The organism is Pantoea sp. SM3640 (assembly GCF_015654165.1).
In the GTDB taxonomy this organism is placed as follows: domain Bacteria; phylum Pseudomonadota; class Gammaproteobacteria; order Enterobacterales; family Enterobacteriaceae; genus Pantoea; species Pantoea vagans.
The window spans coordinates 1425807-1451870 of the sequence record NZ_CP064872.1 but is presented as its reverse complement, the minus strand read 5'-3'; the positions used below and the strand labels follow the sequence as shown (position 1 = coordinate 1451870).

Sequence of the window (26064 nt, the reverse complement as noted above, 5' to 3'; positions counted from 1 at the left end):
CGCCGGGTGCGGATTAGCTTTTCAGCGAACAACAGTCGCCAGAGTCATAGCCGTGCAACTACAGGGCGTCGACCAGTTGATCCACCACTACCTTGCCCTGCAAATCAGTCTGCATAATGCGATAGTTGACTGGCCATGAGCGGCGGGTGCTGAGTTTGTCGAACAGGGTCACGCCGCCTTTTTTGACACCCTGACGGCTCACAATGATCCACTCCGTCACCTCTTCCTGACCACGATTTCTCAGGCTCAGTGTGCGCTGTTCAATCAGCTGGTCTTCTGCTTCAATCTTTAAATAGTCTCGTAACATAATTTCTATCTCCTGGTAACGCAGGTCACTATATGCCTTTTATTAATCTCTTCAATCGAATTTATTTATCGACATTTTTATCGTCGGGAATGTGACCTGCCGCAGTTGATATGACAGATTTGTCCATTTCTGCATCAAACTTTTCCCGTTAGCATGATTGTGCTGCACACACCCGAACATCGAAAAATGACGTGTTCAGTATGAGAGAAACTCCGATTAGCCCGCCTCTGGCGGGCTTTTTTTGCTCTCCTGAGCCCGATGTAATGCGCGATGTCAGGGCTGGTCTAGACTTAAGGCACTGGAACAAAAGGAGTGAGTTATGTTTAAGCACAATACGAATGAAGAACGTAAGAAAGAAGGTGATGTCAGCAAAAGCCTGCCGGAAGCTGCGCCAAACGCGGGCAATGCCTATGAAGAAGATGATCATCCTGCCACTGATGCGCCGAAAGATCATGGTGAAGTGCCGCGCAAAAATGATGACAGCCAGGATGATAAGAAAGATCCATATAAACCCTGATGTTTAATGCGCGCCGACCAGGCGCGCTGATTTGCGTCAGGTTTTTCTCGGTTCAGATTTTTCACAGTCAAAGTAACGTTCAGGAATTTATAGAACAGAACGGTGCCTCATTGTTTATATCAGATACGGTGCCATCCTTATCTATTATTAAAACGTTAGTTTATATGCGTGCATCGCTTAAATCCGGAAAAATTCAGAAGGCGTTTTACCCTTTTTATTCTTAGTAAAGCAAGCCTCAACGCGCCCAATTCTTCTTGAGATCATATGATAAAATTTTCAACCTCTGTGGTATCTCAATAGCTCTAAGTAACGACAGGCAAAGTGTATAATCACGATTATCTATTATTTCCTCAGCGCTAGCGATCTGATAATAAGTGTCAGCGGAATTTATTTACTTAGTTATTAAATTCACACTATTTTTCAGGGCTAGACAAATTGTGGCGTTGTTCTTAAAGCTTCCGCTTTTATTTTAATATCTGACAAACATGCTCTTAACTTAAAATCTCCTGAAAATGATATGTCTGGATATCCTTCAACGCTAAATTCGGTCTTGGCTAATCCTGCACTCTCAGAGAGCAAAAGCTTTATGGTAGTGAGGTAACAGACGATTTTAATCAGCAAGAACGTCGCTAACTTGCCAACACCGCATCATCCATCTTCAATGCTAAACTATTGTAATGCCGTGATTTTTTCGTATAACCAGCAGATTGCTGCAAATTTCTCATACCAAAATGAGATTTTTCTCATCATTCTCTTGATCTTTACATCAAATTATCAGAAATTTACGATTCGATTACAATAATTTTGAGGATACTTGCATGTCGCAAGTAACATCCGAGGTCAATGGTTCCCCGGTTGAGATGGTCGCTACTACCGCATCTGCTATCAGCTCATCACGAGTTGTGTTTGCAGGTCAACTTCGTGCTATTGCTTTTTTGAGCGTTGTCATTGTCCATTGGTTTGGAATTTACTCGTTAGATCATGAATTTATCATCCGGGTCACAGGTGCAACCACCCAAGCAGAAGGTAACGCCGCATTTTATATGGCATTACTTCCCCCCTTGCCCTATTTTAACTATGGCCCCTTCGGCGTTTCCATTTTTTTTCTGATTAGTGGCTTTGTCATTTCTTATTCAATCAAGAAGAAATCCAGATTTGCGTATTTAAAGTCAAGGGCAATGAGAATATATCCTACATATATTGCCTGTTCAGTCATTATGATGGCTATCTATACTATCAGTCATTATTACTGGGGGAGCAATCCTGAGATAAGCCTTACACGATTTTTACTTAATGCCACTTTACTATCGTCAATCTTTAACTATGAAAGCATTGATTATGTAAACTGGACGCTTTCAATTGAGATAAAATTTTATCTGTGCTGCGCGATGCTCTATGGTGCTATTAAAAGCGCCAGAATAACGCATGTTATGGCATTGCCATTTATGATCATGGTTCTGACGCTGGTTACCAGCCATTTTCAAATTGGTTCATCTGAGCAAGGGCACTTCTCCTTTGATGCGTTAAAAATAGAAATGATGTATGTTTCCTATATGGTATTGGGCATTCTTATTAACTTTCTCTTTGAGAAAAAGATCCCGGTGGGTGAATTCATAGCGTCTACATTTGTCGTTGCTTTGTGCATATCCATAAGCTGGAGAGTTGGCCCACAAGCCAATCAGTTCATCGGAACGGGAATAAATTATATTTATGGTTATATATTTTTCTTTACTGCATTCTTAATGAATAGCCATTTCAAAGACAATAAACTGATGTCATTCCTTTCTGAAATAAGCTATTCATTCTATGCACTGCACTCTGTGATCGGATATTGCATTCTCATTTGGTTAGAAAGCATCGGCGTTCCTTACCTGTACTCTATTTTAATTGCCTTTATCCTTGTCATGCTTATTTCATGTATTATGTACGCAACCATTGAAAAGAAAACTATAATGCTGAGTAAAAAAATAAGATGATTTTTACAGCGAATTTTTCATGAATTCACTAATGGGACTATAAAAAATGACAGGCTATAAAAAATCAACTATCACAGGCGGTTGATACAAAATCTATGAAAATTCAGATGAAGCGATTTATTACTGCCGTGAGTATAATGATACTTTGCGGCTGCGTCGATGTCGGGCGTGTTGGGCTACATCCGGATATCAAAACAGCTTACTATAAGGGGCATGTCTATCAGATTGAATCCTGTTTGATTTCCACAGCTATGGCTCAGAATCTGACACTGGAAGAAGATGCTCCGCTGTCAGGCGGAACAAAACGCTTCAACCTTGTACAATCGGGCAACACCGTAATTGCATGGATTGAAATTTACCGGTCAGACATTCATCAGACCAGCACCGTCTTCTATTACGATTCACATGCCCCGGATATTAATACGGCCGTTTCAGCAATGATGAATACGTGCAAAACGCGATTCTGAATGTGGAAGTTAAAAGCTGATTTCTGGTAAAACTACAAACAGAGGCGACTACCTATTTTGTCGGATAACAATTGGCCGGTCAGAGCAGCCACAGAATAACGTCCCTGCGAGCTTCTATTGACGATCCTATAACCGAATTCATATATCCAGACTTGATTATGACCTGTTAATTTAATGTTCTATACTACATCTTCTGACTAAGATAATTTCGGATCCGAATAACGTTGGCCGTTACGAATTCATCATTCGACCTTATCGCAGTCATAATCACCCCTAATACGAATCTGACTCTGACTGGTACGGACGATTTCCGCCCTTAGCATCCCTTTGCCGTCGCGCGTCGTTTGCTCCAGATCTACCATCCCCGGCGCTTTCGTATTCTTAACCCGCAGTTTCACCGTCGCGTTATCGTAATCCCCTTTCTGTTTAGAAAAGGCAACTTTCTGGGTTTTCGGACGCTCACCGTTTACCAAGAACCAACCGTTTTTGTCAGATTTAAGGGTGAACGGGCCGCACTGCGTGGCACTCAGGGCCGGAGCCGAAACGAAGATTACGGAAGTTATCAGGATAAGTTTTGTGAGCATTTGGCTGGTGTCCTGCTGATAGATGATAAAGGATCACGACTGCGCAGAAGAAGGGATTCCCCGCTGCGCATGGCGGAATGTGGAGCAGTATAACCAATGACATCTCGATTTTCGCCCGCACAGGATCAGAGACTTTGTGCAGGGAGCGGACATTGCGCTGGGGCATCGCCCTCACTGACCCGCGATTTCAACGATCAGCTAAATCAGTTCAACTAAACCTGCATATTCATAATTTCGCTATACGCCGACACCAGCTTGTTCCTGACCTGAATCCCCATCTGCATGGAGATGGATGATTTCTGCAGATCGACCATCACATCATTCAGCGCGATGCCGGGTTTCCCCATTTCAAAATCCTGAGCCTGGGTGCGTGCGGTGGTCTGCGTTTCGCTGATCTTATCCAGCGCCGCTTTCATGGTCGCACCGAAATCGATCTGATTAGTGGCTTCACTGCTGCGGTTACTGGCCTGCAGTGAGGTCGCCTGAAGCTGCTGCAGTACGCCGTCAATTGCCTGAATGGACATGAACGATACCTTATTAAAGAGGATGACATTTTTGATGTGAGGAAAAGTTAGCACGTTGTCAATGAGACAAAGCCGCTAAATGACAGCAAAAAACCTACCTTATCCAGCCATCGAATTTTGCTTATCGCCTAATAATGCCTGGCATTGAAGTGGAAATTTTATCTACGCAGGTCAGGGAGTCTGTTTTGCCATCTCAACTTACCCGGTCAATTACGTCAGGCAGGAATCGGTCATGAATGCGAGCACAGCCGCCACAACAGAACAAGAAAAGAAAGGCTTCGGTGACCTGCTCGCTCGCCTGCGCGCAAATCCGCGTATTCCTTTAATCGTCGCGGCGGCTGCCGTGGTGGCGATCGTGATCGCGATGGTGCTGTGGGCGAAGCAGCCCAGCTATAGCGTCCTTTATAACAACCTCACTGATGAAGATGGCGGCGCCATCGTCACCCAGCTGACGCAGATGAACATTCCCTACCGCTTTGCCGAAAATGGCGGCGCACTGATGGTGCCGGAAGCGAACGTGCATGAGCTGCGTCTGCGTCTGGCTCAGCAGGGTCTGCCAAAAGGCGGCTCGGTGGGCTTTGAGCTGCTGGATAAAGAGAAGTTCGGTATCAGCCAGTTCAGCGAGCAAGTTAACTACCAGCGCGCGCTGGAAGGCGAACTGGCCCGCACCATCGAATCACTGGGTCCGGTCAAAAGCGCCCGCGTTCATCTGGCGATGCCAAAACCAACCTTATTTGTGCGTGAGCAGAAAGCGCCATCTGCCTCTGTCACCTTAACCCTGCAGCCTGGCCGTGCGCTGGATGAAGGCCAGATTCAGGCCATCGCCCACATGGTTTCAAGCAGCGTCGCCGGTTTACCGCCGGGCAACGTCACCGTGGTCGATCAGACCGGTCGCCTGCTGACCCGTTCTGATAACGCCGGTCGCGATCTGAATGACGCGCAGCTGAAGTACTCTTCTGAAGTTGAAGCGCGCTACCAGCAACGTATCGAAGCAATCCTGAATCCGATTCTCGGCCAGGGCAATGTGCATGCGCAGGTTACCGCGCAGATTAACTTCGACACCAGCGAGCAGACCGACGAGAAATATCAGCCTAACGCTAACCCGTCGAACACGGCGATCCGTTCGCGTCAGACCAGCACCAGTGACCAGTCGGGCAGCCCTTATCCGGGTGGCGTGCCAGGCGCGCTCTCTAACCAGCCTGCGCCAGCCAACACCGCGCCGGTCACGACGCCAAACAACAATGCGGCCAATGGTCAGAATGCCAATGGTCAGAACAATGCGGCGAACAACGCCACCCAGACCACCAGCACTGCAGCAGCGAGCTCAGCACCCACCAACTCGCGCCGTGACGACACCGTGAACTACGAACTGGATCGCTCCATTCGTCATACCAAAGTTAACGTCGGTGACGTACAGCGTCTGTCGGTTGCGGTCGTCGTGAACTTCCGTGCAGATGATAAAGGCAAAGCGGTTGCGCTGAACGAGCAGCAGCTGAAGCAGATTGAAGACCTGACCCGCGAAGCGATGGGTTACTCCCAGACGCGTGGCGACAGCGTCAACGTGGTGAACTCGCAGTTCAACACCACTGAAGCAGTGACCGCCGATCTGCCCTTCTGGCAACAGCAGTCCTTCTTTGATCAGCTGATGAACGCCGGTAAGTGGCTGTTGATTGCCCTGGTAGCCTTTATTCTCTACCGCAAACTGGTTCGTCCGCACCTGGTTCGTAAGCAGGCCGCCGAGAAAGCTGCTGCCGAAGCTGTTGCTGCCCGCGCCGCTGCACAACAGCCAGAAGAAGAAGCCTTTAATGTACAGCTCAGCAAAGATGAGCTGGATCAGGAACGTAAGTCTAACAACCGCATGAGCGCAGAAGTGATGAGTCAACGCATCCGCGACATGTCAGAAAACGATCCGCGCGTTGTTGCGCTGGTGATTCGCGAATGGATGAGTAAAGAGCTATGAGTCTGACCGGAACCGAAAAAAGCGCCATCCTGATGATGACCATCGGCGAAGAGCGCGCTGCGGAAGTTTTCAAACACCTGAACCAGCGTGAAGTACAGCACCTCAGCGCGGCGATGGCCAACATGCGTCAGGTGTCACACAAGCAGCTGACTGAAATATTGCGTGAGTTCGAAACCGATGCTGAGCAGTTTGCTGCATTGAGCCTGAACTCCAACGAATACCTGCGTTCGGTCCTGACCCGGGCGCTGGGCGAAGAGCGTGCCTCCAGCCTGCTGGAGGACATTCTCGAAACACGCGAAACCACCAGCGGGATGGAAACGCTCAACTTTATGGAGCCGCAGGCGGCCGCCGACCTTATCCGCGACGAGCATCCACAGATCATCGCCACCATCCTGGTCCACCTCAAGCGTGGCCAGGCCGCCGATATTGTGGCGCTGTTCGACGAACGTCTGCGTCACGATGTGATGCTGCGTATCGCTACCTTTGGTGGTGTGCAGCCAGCCGCGCTGGCCGAACTGACCGAAGTGCTGAATGGCCTGCTGGATGGCACCAACCTCAAGCGCGCGAAGATGGGCGGCGTGAGAACCGCAGCCGAGATCATCAACCTGATGAAAACACAGCAGGAAGAGGCCGTTATCGAAGCGGTACGCGACTTCGATGGCGAACTGGCGCAGAAAATTATCGACGAGATGTTCCTGTTCGAAAACCTGGTGGAAGTGGACGACCGCAGCATCCAGCGCCTGTTGCAGGAAGTGGAGTCCGAGCAGCTGCTGGTTGCACTGAAAGGTTCCGAACAGCCTCTGCGCGAGAAGTTCCTCAAGAACATGTCAGCCCGTGCGGCCGATATCCTGCGCGACGATCTGGCCAACCGCGGTCCTGTACGTATGTCCGCCGTTGAGAACGAACAGAAAGCGATCCTGCTGGTGGTACGTCGCCTGGCCGAATCGGGCGAGATGGTGATTGGTGGTGGCGAGGAAACTTATGTCTGATGCATTTTCTGCCCGCCCCTGGCAGCTGTGGCAGCCTACTGATTTAGGCCGTTTTGACGAGCCTGAACCGGAGCTGCAGCCAGAAATTTACGAAGCTGAAGACGGCGTGGATGAGCAGCAACAGCAGCTCGAACGTCTGCAGCAGCAGATGCGCAAAGAGGCGCAGGGCCAGGGTTACAACGAAGGCTATCAGCAGGGTATGACCGAAGGTCAGAAAGCGGGCTACGACGCCGGTTTTCAGCAGGGACTGGCCGATGCCCAGCAGCAGCAGGCGCCGCTTCAGGCGCGGATGCAGCAGCTGGTGACGGAGTTCCAGAACACACTGGAGTCACTGGACAGCGTGATTGCTGCCCGTCTGATGCAGCTGGCGCTTGAAGCGGCTCGCTCGGTGATTGGGCAGGCCACTACGGTAGATGGCACCGCCCTGCTGCGCCAGATTCAGGGTCTGCTGCAGCAGGAACCGATGTTCAGCGGCAAACCGCAACTGCGTGTTCACCCGGACGACTTACAGCGTATTGAGCAGACTTTAGGTCCGACGCTGGACCTGCACGGCTGGCGGCTGATCGCAGACAGCACCCTGCACCCTGGCGGCTGCAAACTCAGCGCTGAAGATGGCGATCTGGATGCCAGCGTCGCAACGCGCTGGCAGGAACTCTGCCGCCTTGCCGCGCCGGGAGAAATCTGATGACCACCCGTCTGAACCGCTGGCTGGGCTCGCTCGACGCCTTTGAAAAACGCATTACCCAGGTGCAGCCGGTGCGCCGTTATGGCCGCCTGACCCGCGCGACTGGCCTGGTGCTGGAAGCGACCGGTTTACAGCTGCCGCTGGGTGCGACCTGCATCATCGAACGCAACGATGGCAAAACCATTAGCGAAATCGAAAGTGAAGTGGTGGGATTCAACGGTCAGAAACTGCTGATGATGCCACTGGAAGAAGTGGACGGCATTTTACCGGGTGCGCGGGTCTATGCGCGTCAGAATGGTGACAACCCGCAGGCGGGCAAACAGCTTATGCTGGGGCCGGAACTGCTTGGCCGCGTGCTCGACGGTAGCGGCCGACCGCTGGACGGCCTGCCGTCGCCGGATACCGGCTATCGCGCACCGCTGATCACCCCGCCGTTTAACCCGCTGCAACGGACGCCGATTACCGACGTGCTGGATACCGGCGTGCGTGCCATTAATGCTCTGCTGACGGTCGGTCGCGGGCAGCGTATGGGTCTGTTTGCCGGTTCAGGCGTGGGGAAAAGCGTGCTGCTCGGCATGATGGCGCGCTACACCAAAGCGGACGTTATCGTGGTCGGTCTGATTGGCGAACGTGGCCGCGAAGTTAAAGATTTTATCGAAAACATTCTGGGTGCTGAAGGCCGCGCACGTTCGGTGGTCATTGCTGCCCCGGCGGATGTGTCGCCGCTGCTGCGTATGCAGGGTGCCGCTTACGCCACCCGTATCGCTGAAGATTTTCGCGATCGCGGCAAGCATGTGCTGCTGATTATGGATTCACTGACCCGCTACGCCATGGCGCAGCGTGAGATCGCGCTGGCGATTGGTGAGCCTCCGGCGACCAAAGGCTACCCGCCTTCCGTGTTCGCTAAACTGCCTGCGCTGGTTGAGCGTGCCGGTAACGGCATCGACGGCGGCGGTTCGATCACCGCCTTCTATACCGTCCTGACCGAAGGCGACGATCAGCAGGATCCGATCGCGGACTCCGCGCGCGCCATCCTTGACGGTCACATCGTGCTGTCGCGTCGGCTTGGCGAAGCGGGTCACTATCCGGCTATTGATATCGAAGCCTCGATCAGCCGTGCGATGACCTCGCTGATCGATGAGAACCACTATGCGCAGGTGCGCCAGTTTAAGCAGTTGCTCTCCAGCTTCCAGCGTAACCGCGATCTGGTCAGCGTCGGGGCCTACGCCGCCGGCAGCGATCCGATGCTCGATAAAGCCATCAGGCTCTATCCGCAGATGGAAGCCTTCCTGCAACAGGGCATCTTTGAGCGCAGCGATTATGACGACGCCAGCCTGCATCTGCATGCGCTGTTTGGCTCGTCTCAGTAATTAACGCGAGGTAACGGCAATGAAAACTGCAAATGCCATTGATACGCTGCGCGACTTAGCGGAGCAGGATCTCGAACGTGCCGCCATCTATTTAGGCGATATGCGCCGCGGCCAGCACGCCGCTAACGAGCAGCTGACGATGCTGCTTGATTATCAGGACGAGTATCGCAACAAACTTAACGATGACATGTCGTCCGGCATCGCCAGCACCCGCTGGACGAACTATCACCAGTTTATTCAGACGCTGGAAAAAGCGATTGAGCAGCATCGCAACCAACTGAATAACTGGAATCAGCGACTGGAGCAGGCGCTGATCAACTGGCGCGACAAACAGCAGCGGCTGAACGCCTATCAGACCCTGATAACGCGGGCAGCGGAAAATGCATTACGACAGGAAAACCGTCTCGATCAGAAACGGATGGATGAATTTGCCCAACGGGCCGCATCGAGGAGAGGCGAATGATTACGCTGCCACACATTGGCATAAAAGCGGCGGCTAAAACCGACGCGGAACCATCAGGCGCGACGGACCTTGCAGCAGGGGCTGATGCCCTGCCAAAGGACTTTCTGACCACGCTGGGAAATCAGCTGGCAGGCCTGGTGAAGCAGCAGGGAAAAGCGGCGCAATCCGCTGATGTAAAAGCAGAAACTGTCGACGACGCCCGAGCGAAGGCGCCGCTGAATGCGCTGATGGCGGCGCTGGATAATCCTGCTGAACTGACCGCCCTGTTTAAACCGGAAAATACTAAAGCTGGGTCAAAATCAGCCGATGATAAAGACAAGCCGGAGGCCACACTCTTAAGCGCCAGTGACATGCAGAATGTGCAGGCCCTGTTCGCCATGTTACCGGGTGCGGTGACGCCAACAGCGACACCTTCGACGCCGGTCAGCAGTGAAGCAGGTGAGCTGATTGCCCAGACCGACACCGGCCGGAAAAGTCAGACCTCGCTGACGCAACTGTTGAACAGCGAACAGCAGAGCCCTGCGCCGGGTAAAGATGAGAAGCACGACGTTAAAAGTGCCACACAGAACTCACCTGCCGTGAACAGCACTGCCAGTCAGAGTCAGCCCGCCGCGCAAAGTGCGACCAGCAGCGGCCTGACGCTCGACAGTAGTTTCCAGCAGGCGCTGAGCAATATGGTGAAGCAGGATGATCAGAGTGCGATTAAAGCCAGCACCAGCGACAACGCGATCAGCGCCACGCCGTTCGCCAGCGCCAGCAGCCTGCCCGCGCCGGTGACCGCCTCCGCGACCAGCAGCACCCCGTCCACCCCGATGCTGAATTCACAGCTGGGCAGCGACGAGTGGCAGCAGGCGCTGAGTCAGCAGATTGTGATGTTCAGCCGCAACGGCCAGCAGAACGCGGAGTTGCGTTTACATCCGGAAGACCTTGGCGCTATCCAGATCAGCCTGAAGCTGGATAACGACCAGGCGCAAATTAGTCTGGTTTCCAGCCATAGCCACGTCAGATCGGCACTGGAAGCCGCGATACCGCAGCTGCGCAGCGCGCTGGCAGAGAGCGGAATCAACCTGGGCGAGAGTCAGGTGAGCAGTGACAGTTCCGCGCAGGGCCAGCAATTCCAGCAACAACAGGAGGCGCGCCGCGATGGACAGCATGGCCGCTTCTCCCTCACCCAGGACAGTGACACCGACATTACGCCGATCGCCGTTCCCGCTGCCCTTCAGGCTCGCGTTAGCGGCAACAGCGCCGTCGACACTTTCGCCTGACAGCGGCAAACGCTGAAGGTAAGCGTAAAACCCGCGTCTTTTCTACCCATTGGTTTGACTTAAGACGCGGATAATCTGTCCCGTGAGCCGAGAGGCTTGCCCATAATTCACAGGAAGTAACTGCACCATGTCTGATAACGCGAAAGCAAAAGGCAGCAAACGTAAAATCTTAATACCAGTGTTGATCATTCTGACGCTGGCCGCTTGCAGCGTGGCAGGCTATGCAGTCTGGCGAATGATGAATAAACACGAGGGCGATAAGCCTGAGGTGGCGAAAGTTGAACCGCCTCCCGCTCCGGTCTTTTTTGCACTTGATACATTTACGGTTAACCTGGTCAATCCCGACAACGATCCTGACCGCGTGCTTTACGTAGGCTTTACCCTGCGTCTGGCCGATGAGGAGTCCCGGAGTCGGATGAATGACTATCTGCCTGAGGTGCGCAGCCGTCTGCTGCTGCTGCTCTCGCGTCAGAGTGCTGCGGCGCTGGCGACAGAGCAAGGAAAACAGGCGCTTGTTGAACAAATCAAACAGGCGCTGACACCTCCGCTGGTAAAAGGTCAACCTCCGCAGGCCGTAAACGACGTGCTGTTTACTGCCTTCATTTTGAGGTGAATCAATGGGCGATAGCATTCTCTCCCAGGCTGAAATTGACGCCCTTTTAAACGGCGACAGTGGCAGCGCGGAAGAAGAAAAGAAACAAAACGGGCCGGAGGGCGATATTCGCCCTTACGACCCGAATACCCAGCGCCGCGTGGTGCGCGAGCGTTTGCAGGCGCTGGAGATTATTAACGAGCGTTTTGCCCGTAGTTTCCGTATGACGCTGTTTAACCTGCTGCGCCGCAGCCCGGACATCAGCGTCGGGGCGATCAAGATTCAGCCGTACCACGAGTTTGCCCGCAATCTGCCGGTGCCAACCAACCTGAATCTGATCCACCTGAAACCGCTGCGCGGCACGGCGCTGGTGGTGTTCTCACCCAGCCTGGTGTTTATCGCCGTCGACAACCTGTTTGGTGGTGACGGACGTTTTCCGACGAAAGTCGAAGGCCGTGAGTTTACCCATACCGAGCAGCGCGTTATCCGCCGCATGCTGAAGCTGGCGCTGGATGGTTACAGCGACGCATGGAAGGCTATTTATCCACTGGACGTCGAGTATGTACGTTCAGAGATGCAGGTGAAGTTCACCAACATCACCACTTCACCGAACGACATCGTGGTTAACACGCCGTTCCAGGTGGAGATTGGTAACCTGGTGGGTGAGTTTAATATCTGCATCCCGTTTTCAATGATTGAACCGCTGCGCGAGCTGCTGGTGAACCCACCGCTCGAAAACTCCCGTCAGGAAGATAACCACTGGCGCGATAACCTGGTCAAACAGGTGCAGCACTCTGAGCTGGAACTGATTGCTCACTTTGCCGAAACGTCACTGCGTCTGTCACGGATTCTGCAGCTGAAACCCGGTGATGTGCTGCCGATTGAGAAGCCGGAACGCATTATCGCCCATGTCGATAGCGTCCCGGTATTAACCAGCCAATATGGCACGATGAATGGGCAATATGCGCTCCGTGTCGAACACCTGATTAACCCGATTCTGAATTCGCTTAACGAGGAACAGCCCCATGACTGACAGTAATAAACCGTCTGACGATATCTCTGCGGACGATCTGTGGGCTGAAGCGATGAACGAGCAGGTCGGCAGCAGCAGCAGTGCGCCGCAGACCGATGACGTCTTTAAGTCATTCGACAGCGGCAACGTTGCGGGATCGCTGCAGGATATCGATCTGATTATGGATATCCCGGTAAAACTTACCGTCGAACTGGGCCGCACCAAGATGACCATCAAAGAGCTGCTGCGCCTGACGCAGGGTTCGGTAGTCGCACTGGATGGCCTGGCAGGTGAGCCGCTGGATATCCTGATCAACGGTTACCTGATTGCACAGGGTGAAGTGGTGGTTGTGAACGACAAATATGGCGTTCGTATCACTGACATCATCACCCCGTCTGAACGTATGCGTCGCCTGAGTCGCTAAGAGTCACATTATGAATAGCCAGAATCAAACGCTGCAACCGGCTGCACCGCACGCACAGGCGATTTCGACCGGTTCAATGCTGGCCCAGGTCAGCAGCGTGTTAGCAGTGATTATTTTATTGATTCTGGCCTGCGCCTGGCTGGCACGCCGTGCCGGCTTTGCGCCGAAAAAGGTCAGCGGTCAGGAGCTGAAACTCACGGCCAGCGTCTCAGTGGGCCAGCGTGAGCGGGTGGTGATTATCGATACTGCTGATGCGCGTCTGGTGCTGGGCGTCACTGCCCAGCAGATTACTCATCTGCATACGCTGCCGCCGGGTGAGCCGGTCGCTGTGACGCCATCTGACCGTGCGCCACAGGATTTTCGTCAGCTGTTACAGAATCTGGTTAAACGTCCCGGAAAACCACAATGATGCGTCGACTGCTTCCTTTATTGCCACTGCTGCTACTGGCACCGGTTGCCCATGCCCAACTGCCGGGCCTGGTGAGTCACTCGCTGCCTAATGGCGGTCAGAGCTGGTCACTGCCGGTTCAGACACTGGTCTTTATCACTGCGCTGACCTTTATTCCGGCCGTGCTGCTGATGATGACCAGCTTCACCCGTATCATCATTGTGTTTGGCCTGCTGCGAAATGCCCTGGGCACACCGTCGGCACCGCCTAACCAGGTGCTGCTCGGTCTGTCGCTGTTTCTGACTTTCTTTATTATGGCGCCGACCTTCGACAAAATTTATCAGGATGCCTATCTGCCGTTCAGCCAGGACAAGATCAGCATGGATGTGGCGATTGATAAAGGTGCCCAGCCGCTGCGCGAGTTTATGCTGCGTCAGACCCGTGAAGCGGATTTAGCCCTGTTTGCCCGTCTGGCAAATACCGCGCCAATTGCCGGTCCTGAGGCGGTGCCCATGCGTATTCTGCTGCCCGCCTATGTGACCAGCGAGCTGAAGACCGCGTTCCAGATTGGCTTTACCGTGTTTATCCCGTTCCTGATCATCGACCTGGTGGTCGCCAGCGTGCTGATGGCGCTGGGGATGATGATGGTTCCGCCAGCGTCCATTGCGCTGCCGTTTAAACTGATGCTGTTTGTTCTGGTCGATGGCTGGCAACTGCTGGTCGGTTCACTGGCGCAAAGCTTCTACTCCTGATCCCCCTTTTCTTACCGGAGCACGACATGACACCCGAATCAGTAATGGTAATGGGACAGGAAGCGATGCGCGTCGCCCTGATGCTGGCCGCCCCGCTGCTGCTGGCAGCCCTGGTCAGCGGTCTGCTGATTAGCCTGATCCAGGCCGCGACCCAGGTCAACGAACAGACCTTATCCTTTATTCCTAAGATCCTGGCGGTTGCGACCACCGGTATCATTGCCGGCCCGTGGATGCTGAATCTGCTGCTGGACTATATCCGCACCGTCTTTACCAACCTGCCTTATATCATCGGCTGATGATTACTCTCGACAGCAGCCAGCTGGTTCAGTGGGTCAGCCAGTTCTTCTGGCCACTGGTGCGTATCATGGCGTTGTTCGCCACCGCACCCATCCTCAATGAACGATCCGTCAGCAAACGTGTCAAAATCGGACTGGCCGTGATGATCACCTGGCTGCTGATGCCGCTGTTACCTGCTGTCAATGTGACCCTGTTTTCTCCTGCCGGATTCTGGCTGCTGATCCAGCAGATGCTGATTGGTATCGCACTGGGCTTTACCATGCAGTTTGCGTTTGCGGCTGTGCGCCTTGCCGGGGAAGTCATTGGTTTGCAGATGGGCATTTCGTTCGCCACCTTTTTTGACCCTGGCAGCCGTCTTAACATGCCGGTGCTGGCCCGTTTTCTCGACATGCTGGCCATGCTGCTGTTCCTGACCTTTAACGGACATCTTTGGCTGATCTCACTGCTGGCGGACAGTTTTCATACGCTGCCGATTGGCGGTCACCCGCTAAATGCGAACGCATTTATGGCGCTGGTGAAATCCGGCGGATTAATTTTCCTTAATGGCATGATGTTAGCGCTGCCCTTAATCGTTTTGTTACTCATGGTAAATCTGGTACTGGGTTTGTTAAACCGTGTTTCACCACAGTTATCAATCTTCGCAATTGGCTTCCCGATTACCTTATCAGTCGGAATTTTAACCATCAGCCTGCTGATGCCCCTGCTGGCCCCGTTCTGTGAGCATTTGTTCAGTGAAATATTTGATTTACTCGCCCTGTTTCTGACAGAACTATCCCGCCCCTGAACATTAAGTTTCTAACTACCTTCGCTCAGCGACACTTAAGTATCACAAAACCATCCGTGCATTTTCCGAACCATGTTTTCCAGAATGCAACTAAGGAAATTCTGATAAATGTGCTGAGAGTCTGAAAATAATTCTTATTAAACCGGGCTTCGCGTATTTTAGTTGGGTGGTTCACAGAAGCTGTCAGACTGTGAATGTGCAGGCAAAACCGGCAATGTACTGAATTTACAAGAAAAAAAACTTTAAGTGATTTTTCTTGTTAAAAAATGTTTTTTCCGGCATTGTCATCGCACGCTGAGACATCACACTTTCGTAAAACAAATGTTTTTGAGAATTGTCCTATCAGAAAACTTCCTGTTTTCAGGGATAGTGACACAGGTCTCAAAATATGCGCTTTACTGAATCTCCGGCACTTCACTGGCATTCCCCGCCATTGCCGGAGAATGTGTGACGTCATGGCAGCACAAATTTTTTTGCAGAACGGGTCAGGGATGAAGACTTTTACGGGCGTTTGCCTGTTGCCACACTGCACGAGCAGAATAAAAAAGTACCTAAGAAATCTCTCTCGTACCGCAACGCGTATTCATCGTTGATTTAAACGGATAACAAATTGGTGAGGGTCGCTATTATGCCAACTATTATTATGGATTCCTGCAACTACACACGCCTGGGATTATCAGACTACATGTCTTCAAAAGGAGTTAAGAAGAAAAATATCTCTTCTGTCTCCGATATTGAGCAACTACAGCAAAAATGTGAGCAATTAAATCCTGGTGTCGTCTTTATTAATGAAGATTGTTTCATTCATGAGTCAGATTCCAGTGAACGTATCCGCAGTATTATTACGCAGCATCCTGATACGCTGTTCTTTATATTCATGGCGATTAGTAATATCCATTTTGAGGAATATCTCTACGTTCGTAAGAACCTGATTATTACATCAAAATCGATGAAGACATCGACCCTGGATTCCTTACTCAGCACCTATTTGCAGAAGAAGCTTAATCAGTCTGCGCGCATCTCTTCGGGCATGGATGTTCACCCGCTGACGCTGAGCCAGACTGAGTCAAACATGCTGAAGATGTGGATGTCAGGTCATGACACCATTCAGATCTCAGATAAAATGCAAATTAAGGCCAAAACGGTATCGTCACACAAAGGTAATATTAAACGCAAAATCAAAACCCATAATAAACAGGTTATTTATCATGTGGTGCGTTTAACCGATAATGTGACCTCGGGTATTTACGTTAATATTCGCTGATCGTCAGACCTGAAGAACCGGCCTTAATGGCCGGTTTTTTTTTGCGCTGAATTGGGAGCCAGGTCTCACTCTTGCCGCTAAGCCTTTACGCTCTTTTGCCGATGTTAAGCCTTATAACAACAGCCTCAAGAGAGCAAGGATATGAACACTGCATTAGATAATGATGGACAGAAAAGCGCTGGCATCTGGCAGAATCTCCGCCTGGTGCCGCTGTTTAGCCTGATCTTCGGCGGCATTTTGCTGCTGTTCGCACTCTGTATTGGTGTCGCCAGTTACTTTCTGATTTCAAGCAACCACTCCCTCGATGATGCCACGAACGAAATTCAGGTTCGTATGGGCCTCGCTAACAGTTCTAACCATCTGCGTACGGCACGCCTGACCATTATTCAGGCCGGTGCCGCCGCGCGTATTGGTGACATGGACGAATTTCGCGCCAACGTGGCGGCGGCTGAAAAACGTATTCAGCAGGCTAAAGACGGCTTTGCTGTCTATCAGGCACGTGAAGTGAAGACCCCCGCTGACATGGAACTGGATACCACGCTGCAGGCACGCTTCAACGATTACATCAATAAAGGCCTGATACCGATGATCAACGCCGGTAAACAGGGCAGCTTTGAGGGCATTATCGCCCAGGAGACGGACGTTACCCGCAAGCTGGATGATGACTATAACGCGGTGTTACTGAAGGCAATCAAAATCCGTACTGACCGCGCCAGTGCGATTACCGCAGAAGCCGATCGTCAGTCGCGCATCGGTTTTATCTCAATGGCTGTGGCGTTTAGTGCCGCACTGGTGCTGGTCCTGATGACCTTCGTCTTCCTGCGCCGTGTAGTGATTAACCCGCTGCGTCAGTCTGTGCTGCGCATTGAACGCATTGCACAGGGTGATCTGACCTCTGCTCCCCTGCCCTTTGGCCGCAGTGAGATTGGTACATTGATCCACAATCTGCAACTGATGCAGCAGGCGCTGGTGACCACCGTCGGAACAGTTCGTGAGGGTGCCGTCGCGATTTATCAGGGCTCCAGCGAAATCTCCGCCGGTAACACCGATCTCTCTTCACGCACCGAGCAGCAGGCGGCAGCACTGGAACAAACCGCTGCCAGCATGGAACAGCTCACCGCCACGGTTAAACAAAACGCCGAGAATGCCCATCACGCCAGCCAGCTGGCCGCGGATGCCTCTGGCAAAGCGCGCAGCGGGGGTGATCTGGTTAATAGCGTGGTGAAAACCATGACCAACATTTCCGGCAGCTCGAAGAAAATCGCTGAGATTACCAACGTCATTAACAGTATCGCGTTCCAGACCAACATCCTGGCGCTGAACGCAGCGGTTGAAGCTGCGCGTGCCGGAGAACAGGGTCGCGGCTTTGCGGTGGTAGCAAGCGAAGTGCGCAATCTGGCCCAGCGCAGTGCGCAGGCGGCTAAAGAGATTGAATCCCTGATTGCTGAGTCGGTTACGCTGATTAATGACGGGTCGCATCAGGTTGGCGCAGCGGGCAGCACTATGGGTGAGATTGTCGAGGCGGTACGTCGCGTCACCGATATCATGTCGGAGATCGCAGCGGCATCGGACGAACAGAGCCGGGGTATTCAGCAGGTGAGCCAGGCGGTCACTGAGATGGACAACGTCACTCAGCAGAACGCCTCACTGGTGGAAGAAGCCTCTGCGGCAGCGGCCTCGCTGGAAGATCAGGCGGGCAAACTGACACAGGCGGTGGCGGCATTCCGTCTGCAGGATTCGCCTGCCACGAAAAGTGTGGCCGCGCGCGTCACTTCACCAGCCAGAACACCCGCTCTGACACCGCGTCCGGCGCTGGCCACCGGTAGTGATAACTGGGAAACCTTCTGACGCCATGCTGGTAAGCATCAGCGACTGTCATCAACGGCAGCGGCGCTGAATGCAAAAAGCCCCGTTACGCTATACGTAACGGGGCTTTTTTATGCACGTCAGGCTCAGGCGTCGTGGTAAGGCTCGACGAAAATGCCATCCGGCTGCTGCGTTTCATTAAAAAACCAGATACCCAATGGATAATCTTCCAGCGCGACCAGAAACATGGTGCCTTCGTTAAACGGCTCCATAGCCAGAATGGTGCCAACGCGACGCGGGCCGCCATCGGTTTTGACGCTGACGCGGTCATTTACCTTCATTTCGGTTCTCCTGATTATTTACTGCGTACAGTCTAAACGAAGAACCGGCGCGATGCAGCGCGTTAGCGACGGGCAATGACCCAGACGGCATGAACGATGCCAGGGATATAACCACAGATCGTCAGCAGAATATTCAGCCAGAAAGCACCACCAAAACCGACCTGCATGAATACGCCCAGCGGTGGCAGCAGAATTGCGATAATAATTCTCAAGATGTCCATAACCATTCCTTTAGGTATTGAAAAAAATCAGTTTTATCATTAACTATAGCTGAATCTGCTTCGTTCCAGGGCAAAGTCAGGTAAATCTGAGTAAGGACCATTTTTGCAATTTCTTAACATTTCACCGCAAGACTTCTTACGCGCCTGGCCTTTACACTCCCTCTACTGCACCACCCCCATAGGTGCAGCCACAACCTAAAGTAACAAGGATTTTGCCCGCGCAGCGCGGGCTTTTTTTCGCCTGCGATCTGCCCGATCCCCTCTTTCTGCCCGGCGTTCTATACTGATTATTCTGTTTGCTCTCAGGAGTCAGAAAATGACAGACGAAAAGCAGCACACCGATATGCCGGCGTCCGATCTGAAGGTGGATGTTGAGGGTTTACTGGCAGCGATTCAGGCGAAAACGTCAGGAGAGATACGGGAATATATGGAGCAGGGCCAGATGCCACGCCTTGAAGTTGAAGGCCAGATTTTTCACTCGTATAGCGAACTGGCAGAAGCGTTTGAAATCGACATCTGTGACTATCGCGCCTATGAAGCTAACCGCTGAAATCGATTTCAAAAAAATACCCGGCGGGAAGGCCGGGTAAAAATTCAATTCGTTACACCAAGGAATTCTTAACACCTCTGCAGATTACGCGAACGCGTCACCAAAACAAGTATCAGATATGCACGTTTCTGCAACGAACCGGATCGTTATGGGGCAATAGTTACCGAAAACACCGCGCCTGCCAGTGACTTAGCGCCCGCACACTTCCTGCATCCCTCGCTTTTCCCCCTTTCTTTTTTAAGATTTATCCTGGATTTTCACTCAGCGTGGCAGGAAAAAAAGTGTGAGCCATATTCAACTATAATATTGAAAAATCGCTGCTTTAGCCGCGAACGTGATGAAAGGAGCCTGTTAATGCCCGATCTTCAACAGCCGTTAATGATTATTACCGATCTCGATGGTTCCCTACTCGACCACCATACCTATCGCTGGGATGCGGCCACGGAGTGGCTTACCACGCTGAAACAGCACAAGGTTCCGCTGGTGATCTGTTCCAGTAAGACAGCCGCCGAAGTCATTCCGCTGCAAAAAAAACTGGGGATCAGTGGTTCACCCTTTATTGCCGAAAACGGTGCCGTGGTCCAGACGCAGGATCAGCAGCGTATCCGTCTGCCTGATAATACGCTGACTTATGACGCACTCTGCCAGCGGCTGGCCGCCTTGAAAACAGCCTACCGTTTTACCGGCTTTCATGACTTCTCCGATCCGGAAGTGGCCTCAATGACCGGACTGAGTGAGGCAGATGCCGCGCTGTCACGCCAGCGCGACGCGTCTGAAGTGATTGTCTGGCGCGACAGTGACGAGGCTTTCGATAGCTTTCAGGCGGCACTGGGTGCTGAAGGGCTGGCACTGACGCAGGGCGGCCGTTTCTGGCATGTGATGCCAGCAGGCTGCGGCAAAGGCGAAGCGCTGCGCTGGCTGCTGGACCATTCTCCCGGTGAAGCGCCCATCACAATTGGCCTCGGTGACGGGCCGAATGATGCGCCGATGCTGGATGCAGTAGATTATGCCGTAGTGATTAAGGGCTACAGTAAAACACCGGTAACACTCAGCCGGACCGATCAGCAGCAGGTCTATCACACCGCTCACCATGGCCCCGAAGGCTGGCGTGAAGGACTGGACTATTTTTTGACTCAACCTCAATAAGCTGCCCACGGGCATTAAAAGGATGATGCGATGAGTGACTTTTATCAGAATGGCGTAATCACCAACTTCCACAACCTTACCCACCGCAGCGTGGAGTCGCTGGAAAAAGAGATGGTACGCTTTGCCCGCAAACGCAAAATGGGGCTGATCCTGCCATCGCTGTTTTCTGAACTTGAAGGCCCGGCGCTGACGAAAATCGTCGATGAGCTGGCGAAAGTGCCCTATCTGGATGAGATCGTGATTGGTCTGGATCGGGCCGACCGCGACCAGTTCCTGTTTGCCCGCGAGTTCTTCTCCCGCCTGCCGCAACGGCATCGCATTCTGTGGAACGACGGCCCGCGTCTGAAAGCCATTGATGCAGAACTGGATAAAGAGGGTCTGTCGCCCACTAATCCCGGCAAAGGGCGCAACGTCTGGTTCTGCACCGGCTATACGCTGGCGTCGGACCGCACCAGCTGCGTGGCGCTGCATGACTGCGATATCGTGACCTATGAGCGCGGCATGCTGGCGCGTCTGCTCTATCCGCTGGCTAACCCGGCGTTTCAGTATGAGTTCTGTAAGGGCTTCTATGCGCGCGTCGCGGATGGCAAGCTTAACGGCCGCGTCGGACGTCTGCTGGTCGGGCCGCTGCTGCGCTCATTGCAGAAAGTCTATGGTCATTCGGAATACCTGGATTACCTGACAAGCTTCCGCTATCCGCTCTCCGGCGAGTTCGCCATGCGAACGCATGTGCTGAACGGCATCAAAATTCCTGGCGACTGGGGTCTGGAGATTGGCGTGCTGTCGGAGATTTACCGTAACTACACCACCCGCCAGTCGTGCCAGGTTGAGATAGCCGATAACTACGATCACAAGCATCAGCCGCTGGCCGAAGATGATGGCACCGGCGGCCTGAAGCGCATGAGCAGCGATATCGTCCAGTCCCTGCTGCGTAAGCTCGCGACCATGGGTGTGCCGCTGACCAGCGATTCATTCCGGGTGCTGAAGGCAACCTATTACCGTAATGCGCTGGATATGATGGAGACCTATAACCACGAGGCGGCAATGAACGGACTGAAGTTTGATCAGCACGTCGAAGAGGCCGCGGTAGAGATGTTTACTCAGTCGATTCTGGAAGCGGGACAGGCGTTTATTGAACGTCCTAACGATAAGCCGTTTATACCCAGCTGGAGTCGGGTTCAATCGGCGTTCCCGGATGTATTGCAGCGCATCTATCAGGCGGTTGAAGAGGATAATGACGGTAACGTCTGAAACAGGGCGGCACAGGGAGTGTGCCGGGCCTCAGGCAGTCAGAAACCGGGCCTGTCGGGTCATCTGACCCTCAGGCCTGAGGCTCTCAGCTTGCCAGTTGTTGCGCAGGATTCAGCGCGCAAAGTTCATCACTGCGAAAAGCCTCTCTGCGCACGGCATAGCCGTCATACCAGCGGCATTCCACCATGCCACTGGCGTAGCCGGTCACCACCATCGTGTGACCTTCTTCCTTGTGCTGCACTTCTTCACTGATTGCGAAAACCATGGGGCGCTCCTTTCATGCGTGTTATTAACCTGAGTGACTATTTTCTTTATAGCAGGCAAAGCCGACCCTTGCCTGTTAAGGCACGCAAAAAACGGGCAAATACAGAATTAAGCAGCTGGATATGCGGAAAATAAAAAAAGCGGATAAAACTTATCCGCTTTGATGAAGTGTTGACGCTGACGTCAGATTTTACAGCCTTCGCAATCGGCTTCGTCACCGAGATCATCCGGCACTTCGCTGGCTTTTTTCTCTGCTTTCGCTTCAGCCTGCTCAAGCTGTGCGTCGATATCAAATTCAAACATGTCGTCGTTCATCGTCATTCTCCTGACCGTAAATCACAGTGCGCTTTATACCGATTTTCCGCGCACTCTGGCAATAAGGTTGACCACTAACAGCACGATCGACCCAATGATAAAGCCCAGCACCAGGTTTGCGCCGTTGCTAAGCAGCATCGCGATCCAGCCGCTGAATCCGCCGCTGACTTCCTCAATCAGATGATGCAGCGGCGCAATGCCATGCACCACGATACCGCCACCGACCAGGAACATCGCCAGGGTGCCGACCACCGAGAGGATCTTCATCAGCCAGGGCGCGGCGGCCAGCAGCACGCTGCCAATACCCTGCGCAACGCGCGATGGTTTCTCACGCAGCCAGAAGCCGAGATCATCAATTTTTACGATGCCCGCTACGATGCCGTAGACGCCAATGGTGACCAGAATGGCGATGCCCGCCAGGATGATCACCTGGTTGAGCAGCGGCGCTTCCGAGACAATCCCTAAGGTAATCGCGACAATTTCTGCCGAGAGGATGAAATCAGTGCGCACCGCACCTTTTATTTTCTTTTTCTCATACTCTGCCGCGTTCTGATTCGCCAGCGAATCCAGCCGCTGCTGACGTGCTTCCGGTGATTTGCTCTGCTTGTCGTGCTGCAGACTGTGCATCACCTTTTCCACGCCTTCATAGCAGAGATAGGCACCGCCCAGCATCAGTAATGGCGTGATTAGCCAGGGCGCAAACGCAGAAATAATCAGCGCCAGCGGCACCAGAATAAGTTTGTTGAGAAACGATCCTTTAGCCACGCCCCAGACCACGGGCAACTCACGGTTGGCTTTTACGCCGGTAACCTGCTGTGCATTCAGCGACAAATCATCGCCCAGTACGCCAGCGGTCTTTTTTGCCGCCACTTTTCCCATGACGGAAATATCGTCCAGAAGTGTTGCAATATCATCAAGTAAAGTCAGTAAACTGGTGCCTGCCAAAATCTTATCCTTAGTCTGGTTCGTTATGTTGACAACATGGGCAGCGCTCAATTTCCGTTACGGTCATCTCAGCGATGCCCTCACAATCCCACTCCACCCGCACCACATCACCTTCTGCGCCTTCAGCATGCAGGTATTTGCTGACCGGGCTTTCGGTCATGCCGGTGATCTCCTCCGTAGCGATAAGCCTGTCGCCGCAATAGACCCGCGCAGTGGCTTTAGTGTTCACCATCCGCTCGTCACGAATCTGGTAAAGGCGTTTAACCGTCAGTTTTATGCTGCTCATGTCAGGCTCCTGGCCACGGAGAAAGCGCAGATCTAACCAATTATGGTCCTGATTAGCAATCCGCGTTGTAATGATGAATGCCCTGATGGTCGATCTCGGCACTCTCCGACATCGCCAGCAACCACTCCTCCAGCCGTTCCAGCAGATCCTGATCCGCCAGGCGCAGTTTGCCACGCAGCGCACATTCCCAGATGATCAGCACTTTCCAGCCGCTTTCCTGCAGCTGGCGCACATAACGCCGGTCACGTTCAACATTGCTGTTGATTTTTCCGGTCCAGAATTCCGTGCGCGTCGCCGGCAGCTTAAACAGATAGCAGTGATGACGATGCCAGAAGCAGCCATGAACAAAAATAATCGCCTGCTGTTCGGTCAGGACAAAATCAGGCCGTCCCGGCAGGTTTTTATCCTGCACGCGAAAGCTGAATCCCCGATCTTTCAGCAACAGCGCAATACGTTGCTCAATGGCCGTATCCTGAGCGCGAATGGCACGCATATTTTTACTGCGTGTTTCGCTGGAGTGAACATCAGCCATAACTTCTCCTTTTTTGCTGGTTCTGTAACTTTAGTCTGCGCCACGAAAAGCGAAAGCCGCTGCCGGGCGACTTCGGATATTACGCCGCAAAACAGAACTTTCCGGCGGTCTGACACAGGGCACATCCCGGCAATTTCCTCGCAGCCTCTGGAGTGTTAGCATAGGCTCCTTACTGTTAAGGAAAAACGCATGCATCCCGCCGCCCTCGCTGAACCACTCTCTGCTGCACTTTCATCTGCTGATGCGTCTGAACTCTTTGGACAGGTGCTGGACATCTATTCGGTTCGTGATCTCACGGCCCGACTGCAGCAGGCGGGATTTTCCTGCTGGACACCGGCCCTGCTGAACCGGATCCGTCAGGGTAAAAGCGCCCTGCCGCCACTGTGTGAGGCGGAGCTGTCGCTGTTGCAGAGTCTGCTGCCGTCCCGGCCCGCCCACTATGATAATCCTGAGTTTCGTTTTATCGATCTCTTTGCCGGGATTGGCGGCATCCGTAAAGGATTCGAGGCAATCGGCGGCAAGTGCGTCTTTACCAGTGAATGGAATAAAGAGGCGGTTCGCACTTATAAAGCCAATCACTACAGCGATCCTCTGGAGCATCACTTCAATACCGATATCCGGCAGGTGACCCAGCCGGAAGGTCTGACTGACGACGAAGAGATATACCGCGCGATCGATGCGGCAATCCCCGATCATCAGGTGCTGCTGGCCGGTTTTCCCTGCCAGCCCTTTTCGCTGGCGGGTGTCAGCAAGAAAAATGCGCTGGGCCGCGCCCACGGGTTTGAATGTCAGGTGCAGGGCACGCTGTTTTTCGATGTTGCGCGCATTCTGGCCGCCAAGAAACCACCGTTTTTTGTGCTGGAGAATGTGAAAAACCTCAAGAGCCACGATAAGGGCCGTACCTTCGCCATTATCATGGAGACGCTGGATGAGCTGGGCTATGACGTGGCCGATGCCGGAGCCGGCAGTCCGGATGCCAAAGTGATCGATGCGCGCCACTTCCTGCCCCAGCATCGCGAACGTATTGTGCTGGTAGGGATTCGCCGTGACCTAAAAAAACAGGACTTTACGCTACGCGATATCCGTCGTTTCTACCCGGCGCAGGTGCCCAGCCTGCAGAGCCTGCTGGAGCACGCGCCAGACGACAAATATATTCTGTCGCCGGTGCTGTGGCGTTACCTCTACCAGTATGCGAAAAAGCATAAAGCAAAAGGTAACGGCTTTGGTTTTGGCCTTAACGATCCGCGTAATCCTGACTGCTGCGTGCGGACGCTGTCAGCACGCTACTACAAAGATGGCTCAGAGATTCTGATCGACCGCGGCTGGGACAGCGCGCTGGGTGAAGCGGAGTTTCAGGATGCGGATAATATGGCACGGCGTCCGCGTCGTCTTTCTCCGCGCGAATGCGCACGCCTGATGGGCTTTGATGTGCCGGGCCGCGAGCCGTTCCGCATTCCGGTCTCAGATACCCAGGCCTATAAGCAGTTTGGTAACTCGGTGGTCGTGCCGGTATTCGCAGCGGTCGCCCAGCTGCTGCTGCCGCATATTCGTCAGCTGAAGTCGTCATCGTTCTGAAATGAAAAACCCGTCTTGCGACGGGTTTCAGGCTGATGAAGAACTTACATCTGACGATTCTCACAGCAAAAAGTAAGCTCAACTCGCAGGGAACACGGTCAGAAGAGGAAAGCGTCCCGCGCCAGGACGGTGCGGGCCGAGCATGCCATGGATGGCGGCTTTTGCGTCTTTCCGATCTGACCGTGTTCCCTGAGCAGGCACAGTCTCATAGC

General features: G+C 53.0%; 32 protein-coding genes. 22 read left to right on the top strand and 10 right to left on the bottom strand.

Features of this window, described 5'->3' with window-relative positions; genetic code table 11:
- Positions 1 to 58 precede the first annotated feature (58 nt).
- Positions 59 to 307: a hypothetical protein gene (locus IV493_RS06575; protein ID WP_013358269.1), complete on the bottom strand. Its 249-nt coding sequence runs from the start codon at positions 305 to 307 to the stop codon at positions 59 to 61.
- 319 nt (positions 308 to 626) lie between these two features.
- Here IV493_RS06575 and IV493_RS06570 point away from each other — a divergent pair, with 319 nt between their 5' ends.
- From IV493_RS06570 to IV493_RS06560, 3 genes are all read left to right on the top strand, one after another.
- Positions 627 to 824, top strand: coding sequence for a hypothetical protein (locus IV493_RS06570; RefSeq protein WP_195857950.1), 198 nt, complete (start codon positions 627 to 629; stop codon positions 822 to 824).
- Between the two features lie 818 nt (positions 825 to 1642).
- Positions 1643 to 2800, top strand: a complete 1158-nt coding sequence (locus IV493_RS06565; protein ID WP_195857949.1) for an acyltransferase — start codon at positions 1643 to 1645, stop codon at positions 2798 to 2800.
- A 107-nt stretch (positions 2801 to 2907) separates the two neighbouring features.
- Positions 2908 to 3267, top strand: a complete 360-nt coding sequence (locus tag IV493_RS06560; protein WP_195857948.1) for a hypothetical protein — start codon at positions 2908 to 2910, stop codon at positions 3265 to 3267.
- A gap of 242 nt (positions 3268 to 3509) precedes the next feature.
- Here IV493_RS06560 and IV493_RS06555 read toward each other — a convergent pair whose 3' ends face one another.
- Together IV493_RS06555 and fliE are read right to left on the bottom strand one after the other, a co-directional pair.
- The gene (locus IV493_RS06555; protein ID WP_195857947.1) at positions 3510 to 3851 is read right to left on the bottom strand and encodes a hypothetical protein; all 342 of its coding nucleotides are present in this window, start codon (positions 3849 to 3851) and stop codon (positions 3510 to 3512) included.
- 212 nt (positions 3852 to 4063) lie between these two features.
- Positions 4064 to 4375, bottom strand: coding sequence for a flagellar hook-basal body complex protein FliE (gene fliE / locus IV493_RS06550; RefSeq protein ID WP_013358280.1), 312 nt, complete (start codon positions 4373 to 4375; stop codon positions 4064 to 4066).
- 232 nt (positions 4376 to 4607) lie between these two features.
- On the opposite strand from fliE, the gene fliF reads away from it, so the two are divergent.
- The 15 genes from fliF to IV493_RS06475 all read left to right on the top strand — a co-directional run bounded on the left by fliF (position 4608) and on the right by IV493_RS06475 (position 18468).
- A complete protein-coding gene (fliF, locus tag IV493_RS06545; protein ID WP_195857946.1) occupies positions 4608 to 6335 on the top strand; it encodes a flagellar basal-body MS-ring/collar protein FliF in 1728 nt (575 codons plus the stop codon).
- On the top strand, positions 6332 to 7324 hold the full coding sequence (gene fliG / locus IV493_RS06540; RefSeq protein WP_013358282.1) for a flagellar motor switch protein FliG: 993 nt from the start codon (positions 6332 to 6334) through the stop codon (positions 7322 to 7324). The genes fliF and fliG overlap by 4 nt, the downstream gene beginning before the upstream one ends.
- On the top strand, positions 7317 to 8009 hold the full coding sequence (gene fliH, locus IV493_RS06535; RefSeq protein ID WP_013358283.1) for a flagellar assembly protein FliH: 693 nt from the start codon (positions 7317 to 7319) through the stop codon (positions 8007 to 8009). The genes fliG and fliH overlap by 8 nt, the downstream gene beginning before the upstream one ends.
- On the top strand, positions 8009 to 9379 hold the full coding sequence (fliI, locus tag IV493_RS06530) for a flagellar protein export ATPase FliI (RefSeq protein WP_013358284.1): 1371 nt from the start codon (positions 8009 to 8011) through the stop codon (positions 9377 to 9379). The genes fliH and fliI overlap by 1 nt, the downstream gene beginning before the upstream one ends.
- A gap of 19 nt (positions 9380 to 9398) precedes the next feature.
- Complete coding sequence (fliJ, locus tag IV493_RS06525) at positions 9399 to 9842, top strand: flagellar export protein FliJ (RefSeq protein ID WP_003854478.1); 444 nt, start codon at positions 9399 to 9401, stop codon at positions 9840 to 9842.
- Entirely contained in the window at positions 9839 to 11107 is a 1269-nt protein-coding gene (locus IV493_RS06520) for a flagellar hook-length control protein FliK (RefSeq protein ID WP_195857945.1), read from the top strand. Before fliJ ends, IV493_RS06520 begins: the two co-directional genes overlap by 4 nt.
- 127 nt (positions 11108 to 11234) lie before the next feature.
- Positions 11235 to 11720 carry a flagellar basal body-associated protein FliL gene (fliL, locus tag IV493_RS06515; protein WP_013358286.1) on the top strand — a complete coding sequence of 162 codons (486 nt, stop codon included), beginning with the start codon at positions 11235 to 11237 and terminating at the stop codon, positions 11718 to 11720.
- 4 nt (positions 11721 to 11724) lie between these two features.
- Positions 11725 to 12732 (top strand): flagellar motor switch protein FliM, encoded by a 1008-nt coding sequence (fliM, locus tag IV493_RS06510; RefSeq protein WP_013358287.1) that lies wholly within the window; start codon positions 11725 to 11727, stop codon positions 12730 to 12732.
- Positions 12725 to 13135 carry a flagellar motor switch protein FliN gene (fliN, locus tag IV493_RS06505; protein ID WP_033783392.1) on the top strand — a complete coding sequence of 137 codons (411 nt, stop codon included), beginning with the start codon at positions 12725 to 12727 and terminating at the stop codon, positions 13133 to 13135. The genes fliM and fliN overlap by 8 nt, the downstream gene beginning before the upstream one ends.
- A gap of 10 nt (positions 13136 to 13145) precedes the next feature.
- Positions 13146 to 13544: a flagellar biosynthetic protein FliO gene (gene fliO, locus IV493_RS06500; protein ID WP_013358289.1), complete on the top strand. Its 399-nt coding sequence runs from the start codon at positions 13146 to 13148 to the stop codon at positions 13542 to 13544.
- Positions 13544 to 14275, top strand: a complete 732-nt coding sequence (fliP, locus tag IV493_RS06495; protein ID WP_031593200.1) for a flagellar type III secretion system pore protein FliP — start codon at positions 13544 to 13546, stop codon at positions 14273 to 14275. Before fliO ends, fliP begins: the two co-directional genes overlap by 1 nt.
- Positions 14276 to 14301: 26 nt before the next feature.
- The gene (gene fliQ, locus IV493_RS06490) at positions 14302 to 14571 is read left to right on the top strand and encodes a flagellar biosynthesis protein FliQ (RefSeq protein WP_003854466.1); all 270 of its coding nucleotides are present in this window, start codon (positions 14302 to 14304) and stop codon (positions 14569 to 14571) included.
- On the top strand, positions 14571 to 15356 hold the full coding sequence (gene fliR / locus IV493_RS06485; protein ID WP_013358290.1) for a flagellar biosynthetic protein FliR: 786 nt from the start codon (positions 14571 to 14573) through the stop codon (positions 15354 to 15356). Before fliQ ends, fliR begins: the two co-directional genes overlap by 1 nt.
- A gap of 628 nt (positions 15357 to 15984) precedes the next feature.
- A complete protein-coding gene (rcsA, locus tag IV493_RS06480) occupies positions 15985 to 16620 on the top strand; it encodes a transcriptional regulator RcsA (protein WP_013358291.1) in 636 nt (211 codons plus the stop codon).
- A 141-nt stretch (positions 16621 to 16761) separates the two neighbouring features.
- Entirely contained in the window at positions 16762 to 18468 is a 1707-nt protein-coding gene (locus IV493_RS06475; protein WP_013358292.1) for a methyl-accepting chemotaxis protein, read from the top strand.
- A 104-nt stretch (positions 18469 to 18572) separates the two neighbouring features.
- Here IV493_RS06475 and dsrB read toward each other — a convergent pair whose 3' ends face one another.
- Positions 18573 to 18767: a protein DsrB gene (gene dsrB, locus IV493_RS06470; RefSeq protein ID WP_013358293.1), complete on the bottom strand. Its 195-nt coding sequence runs from the start codon at positions 18765 to 18767 to the stop codon at positions 18573 to 18575.
- A 62-nt stretch (positions 18768 to 18829) separates the two neighbouring features.
- Positions 18830 to 18988: a YqaE/Pmp3 family membrane protein gene (locus IV493_RS06465; RefSeq protein ID WP_013358294.1), complete on the bottom strand. Its 159-nt coding sequence runs from the start codon at positions 18986 to 18988 to the stop codon at positions 18830 to 18832.
- Positions 18989 to 19304: 316 nt separating this feature from the next.
- Between IV493_RS06465 and IV493_RS06460 the strand changes: the two genes are divergently transcribed.
- The 3 genes from IV493_RS06460 (at position 19305) to IV493_RS06450 (ending at position 21935) form a co-directional block, all read left to right on the top strand.
- Positions 19305 to 19538 (top strand): DUF2525 domain-containing protein, encoded by a 234-nt coding sequence (locus IV493_RS06460; protein ID WP_195857944.1) that lies wholly within the window; start codon positions 19305 to 19307, stop codon positions 19536 to 19538.
- Positions 19539 to 19892: 354 nt separating this feature from the next.
- Positions 19893 to 20684 (top strand): mannosyl-3-phosphoglycerate phosphatase-related protein, encoded by a 792-nt coding sequence (locus IV493_RS06455; protein ID WP_195857943.1) that lies wholly within the window; start codon positions 19893 to 19895, stop codon positions 20682 to 20684.
- Between the two features lie 30 nt (positions 20685 to 20714).
- Positions 20715 to 21935 carry a glycosyl transferase gene (locus IV493_RS06450; RefSeq protein WP_013358297.1) on the top strand — a complete coding sequence of 407 codons (1221 nt, stop codon included), beginning with the start codon at positions 20715 to 20717 and terminating at the stop codon, positions 21933 to 21935.
- A gap of 85 nt (positions 21936 to 22020) precedes the next feature.
- Here IV493_RS06450 and IV493_RS06445 read toward each other — a convergent pair whose 3' ends face one another.
- From IV493_RS06445 to IV493_RS06430, 5 genes are all read right to left on the bottom strand, one after another.
- Positions 22021 to 22200 (bottom strand): YodC family protein, encoded by a 180-nt coding sequence (locus IV493_RS06445; protein WP_195857942.1) that lies wholly within the window; start codon positions 22198 to 22200, stop codon positions 22021 to 22023.
- Between the two features lie 182 nt (positions 22201 to 22382).
- Positions 22383 to 22514 (bottom strand): hypothetical protein, encoded by a 132-nt coding sequence (locus IV493_RS18610; protein ID WP_003854444.1) that lies wholly within the window; start codon positions 22512 to 22514, stop codon positions 22383 to 22385.
- 33 nt (positions 22515 to 22547) lie between these two features.
- Positions 22548 to 23459 (bottom strand): DUF808 domain-containing protein, encoded by a 912-nt coding sequence (locus IV493_RS06440; protein WP_013358299.1) that lies wholly within the window; start codon positions 23457 to 23459, stop codon positions 22548 to 22550.
- 10 nt (positions 23460 to 23469) lie between these two features.
- Positions 23470 to 23745, bottom strand: a complete 276-nt coding sequence (locus IV493_RS06435; protein WP_095706998.1) for a hypothetical protein — start codon at positions 23743 to 23745, stop codon at positions 23470 to 23472.
- A gap of 52 nt (positions 23746 to 23797) precedes the next feature.
- Positions 23798 to 24277, bottom strand: coding sequence for a very short patch repair endonuclease (locus tag IV493_RS06430; RefSeq protein ID WP_013358301.1), 480 nt, complete (start codon positions 24275 to 24277; stop codon positions 23798 to 23800).
- A gap of 189 nt (positions 24278 to 24466) precedes the next feature.
- Between IV493_RS06430 and dcm the strand changes: the two genes are divergently transcribed.
- Positions 24467 to 25852, top strand: coding sequence for a DNA (cytosine-5-)-methyltransferase (gene dcm, locus IV493_RS06425; protein WP_195857941.1), 1386 nt, complete (start codon positions 24467 to 24469; stop codon positions 25850 to 25852).
- The last annotated feature ends 212 nt before the right edge of the window (positions 25853 to 26064 follow it).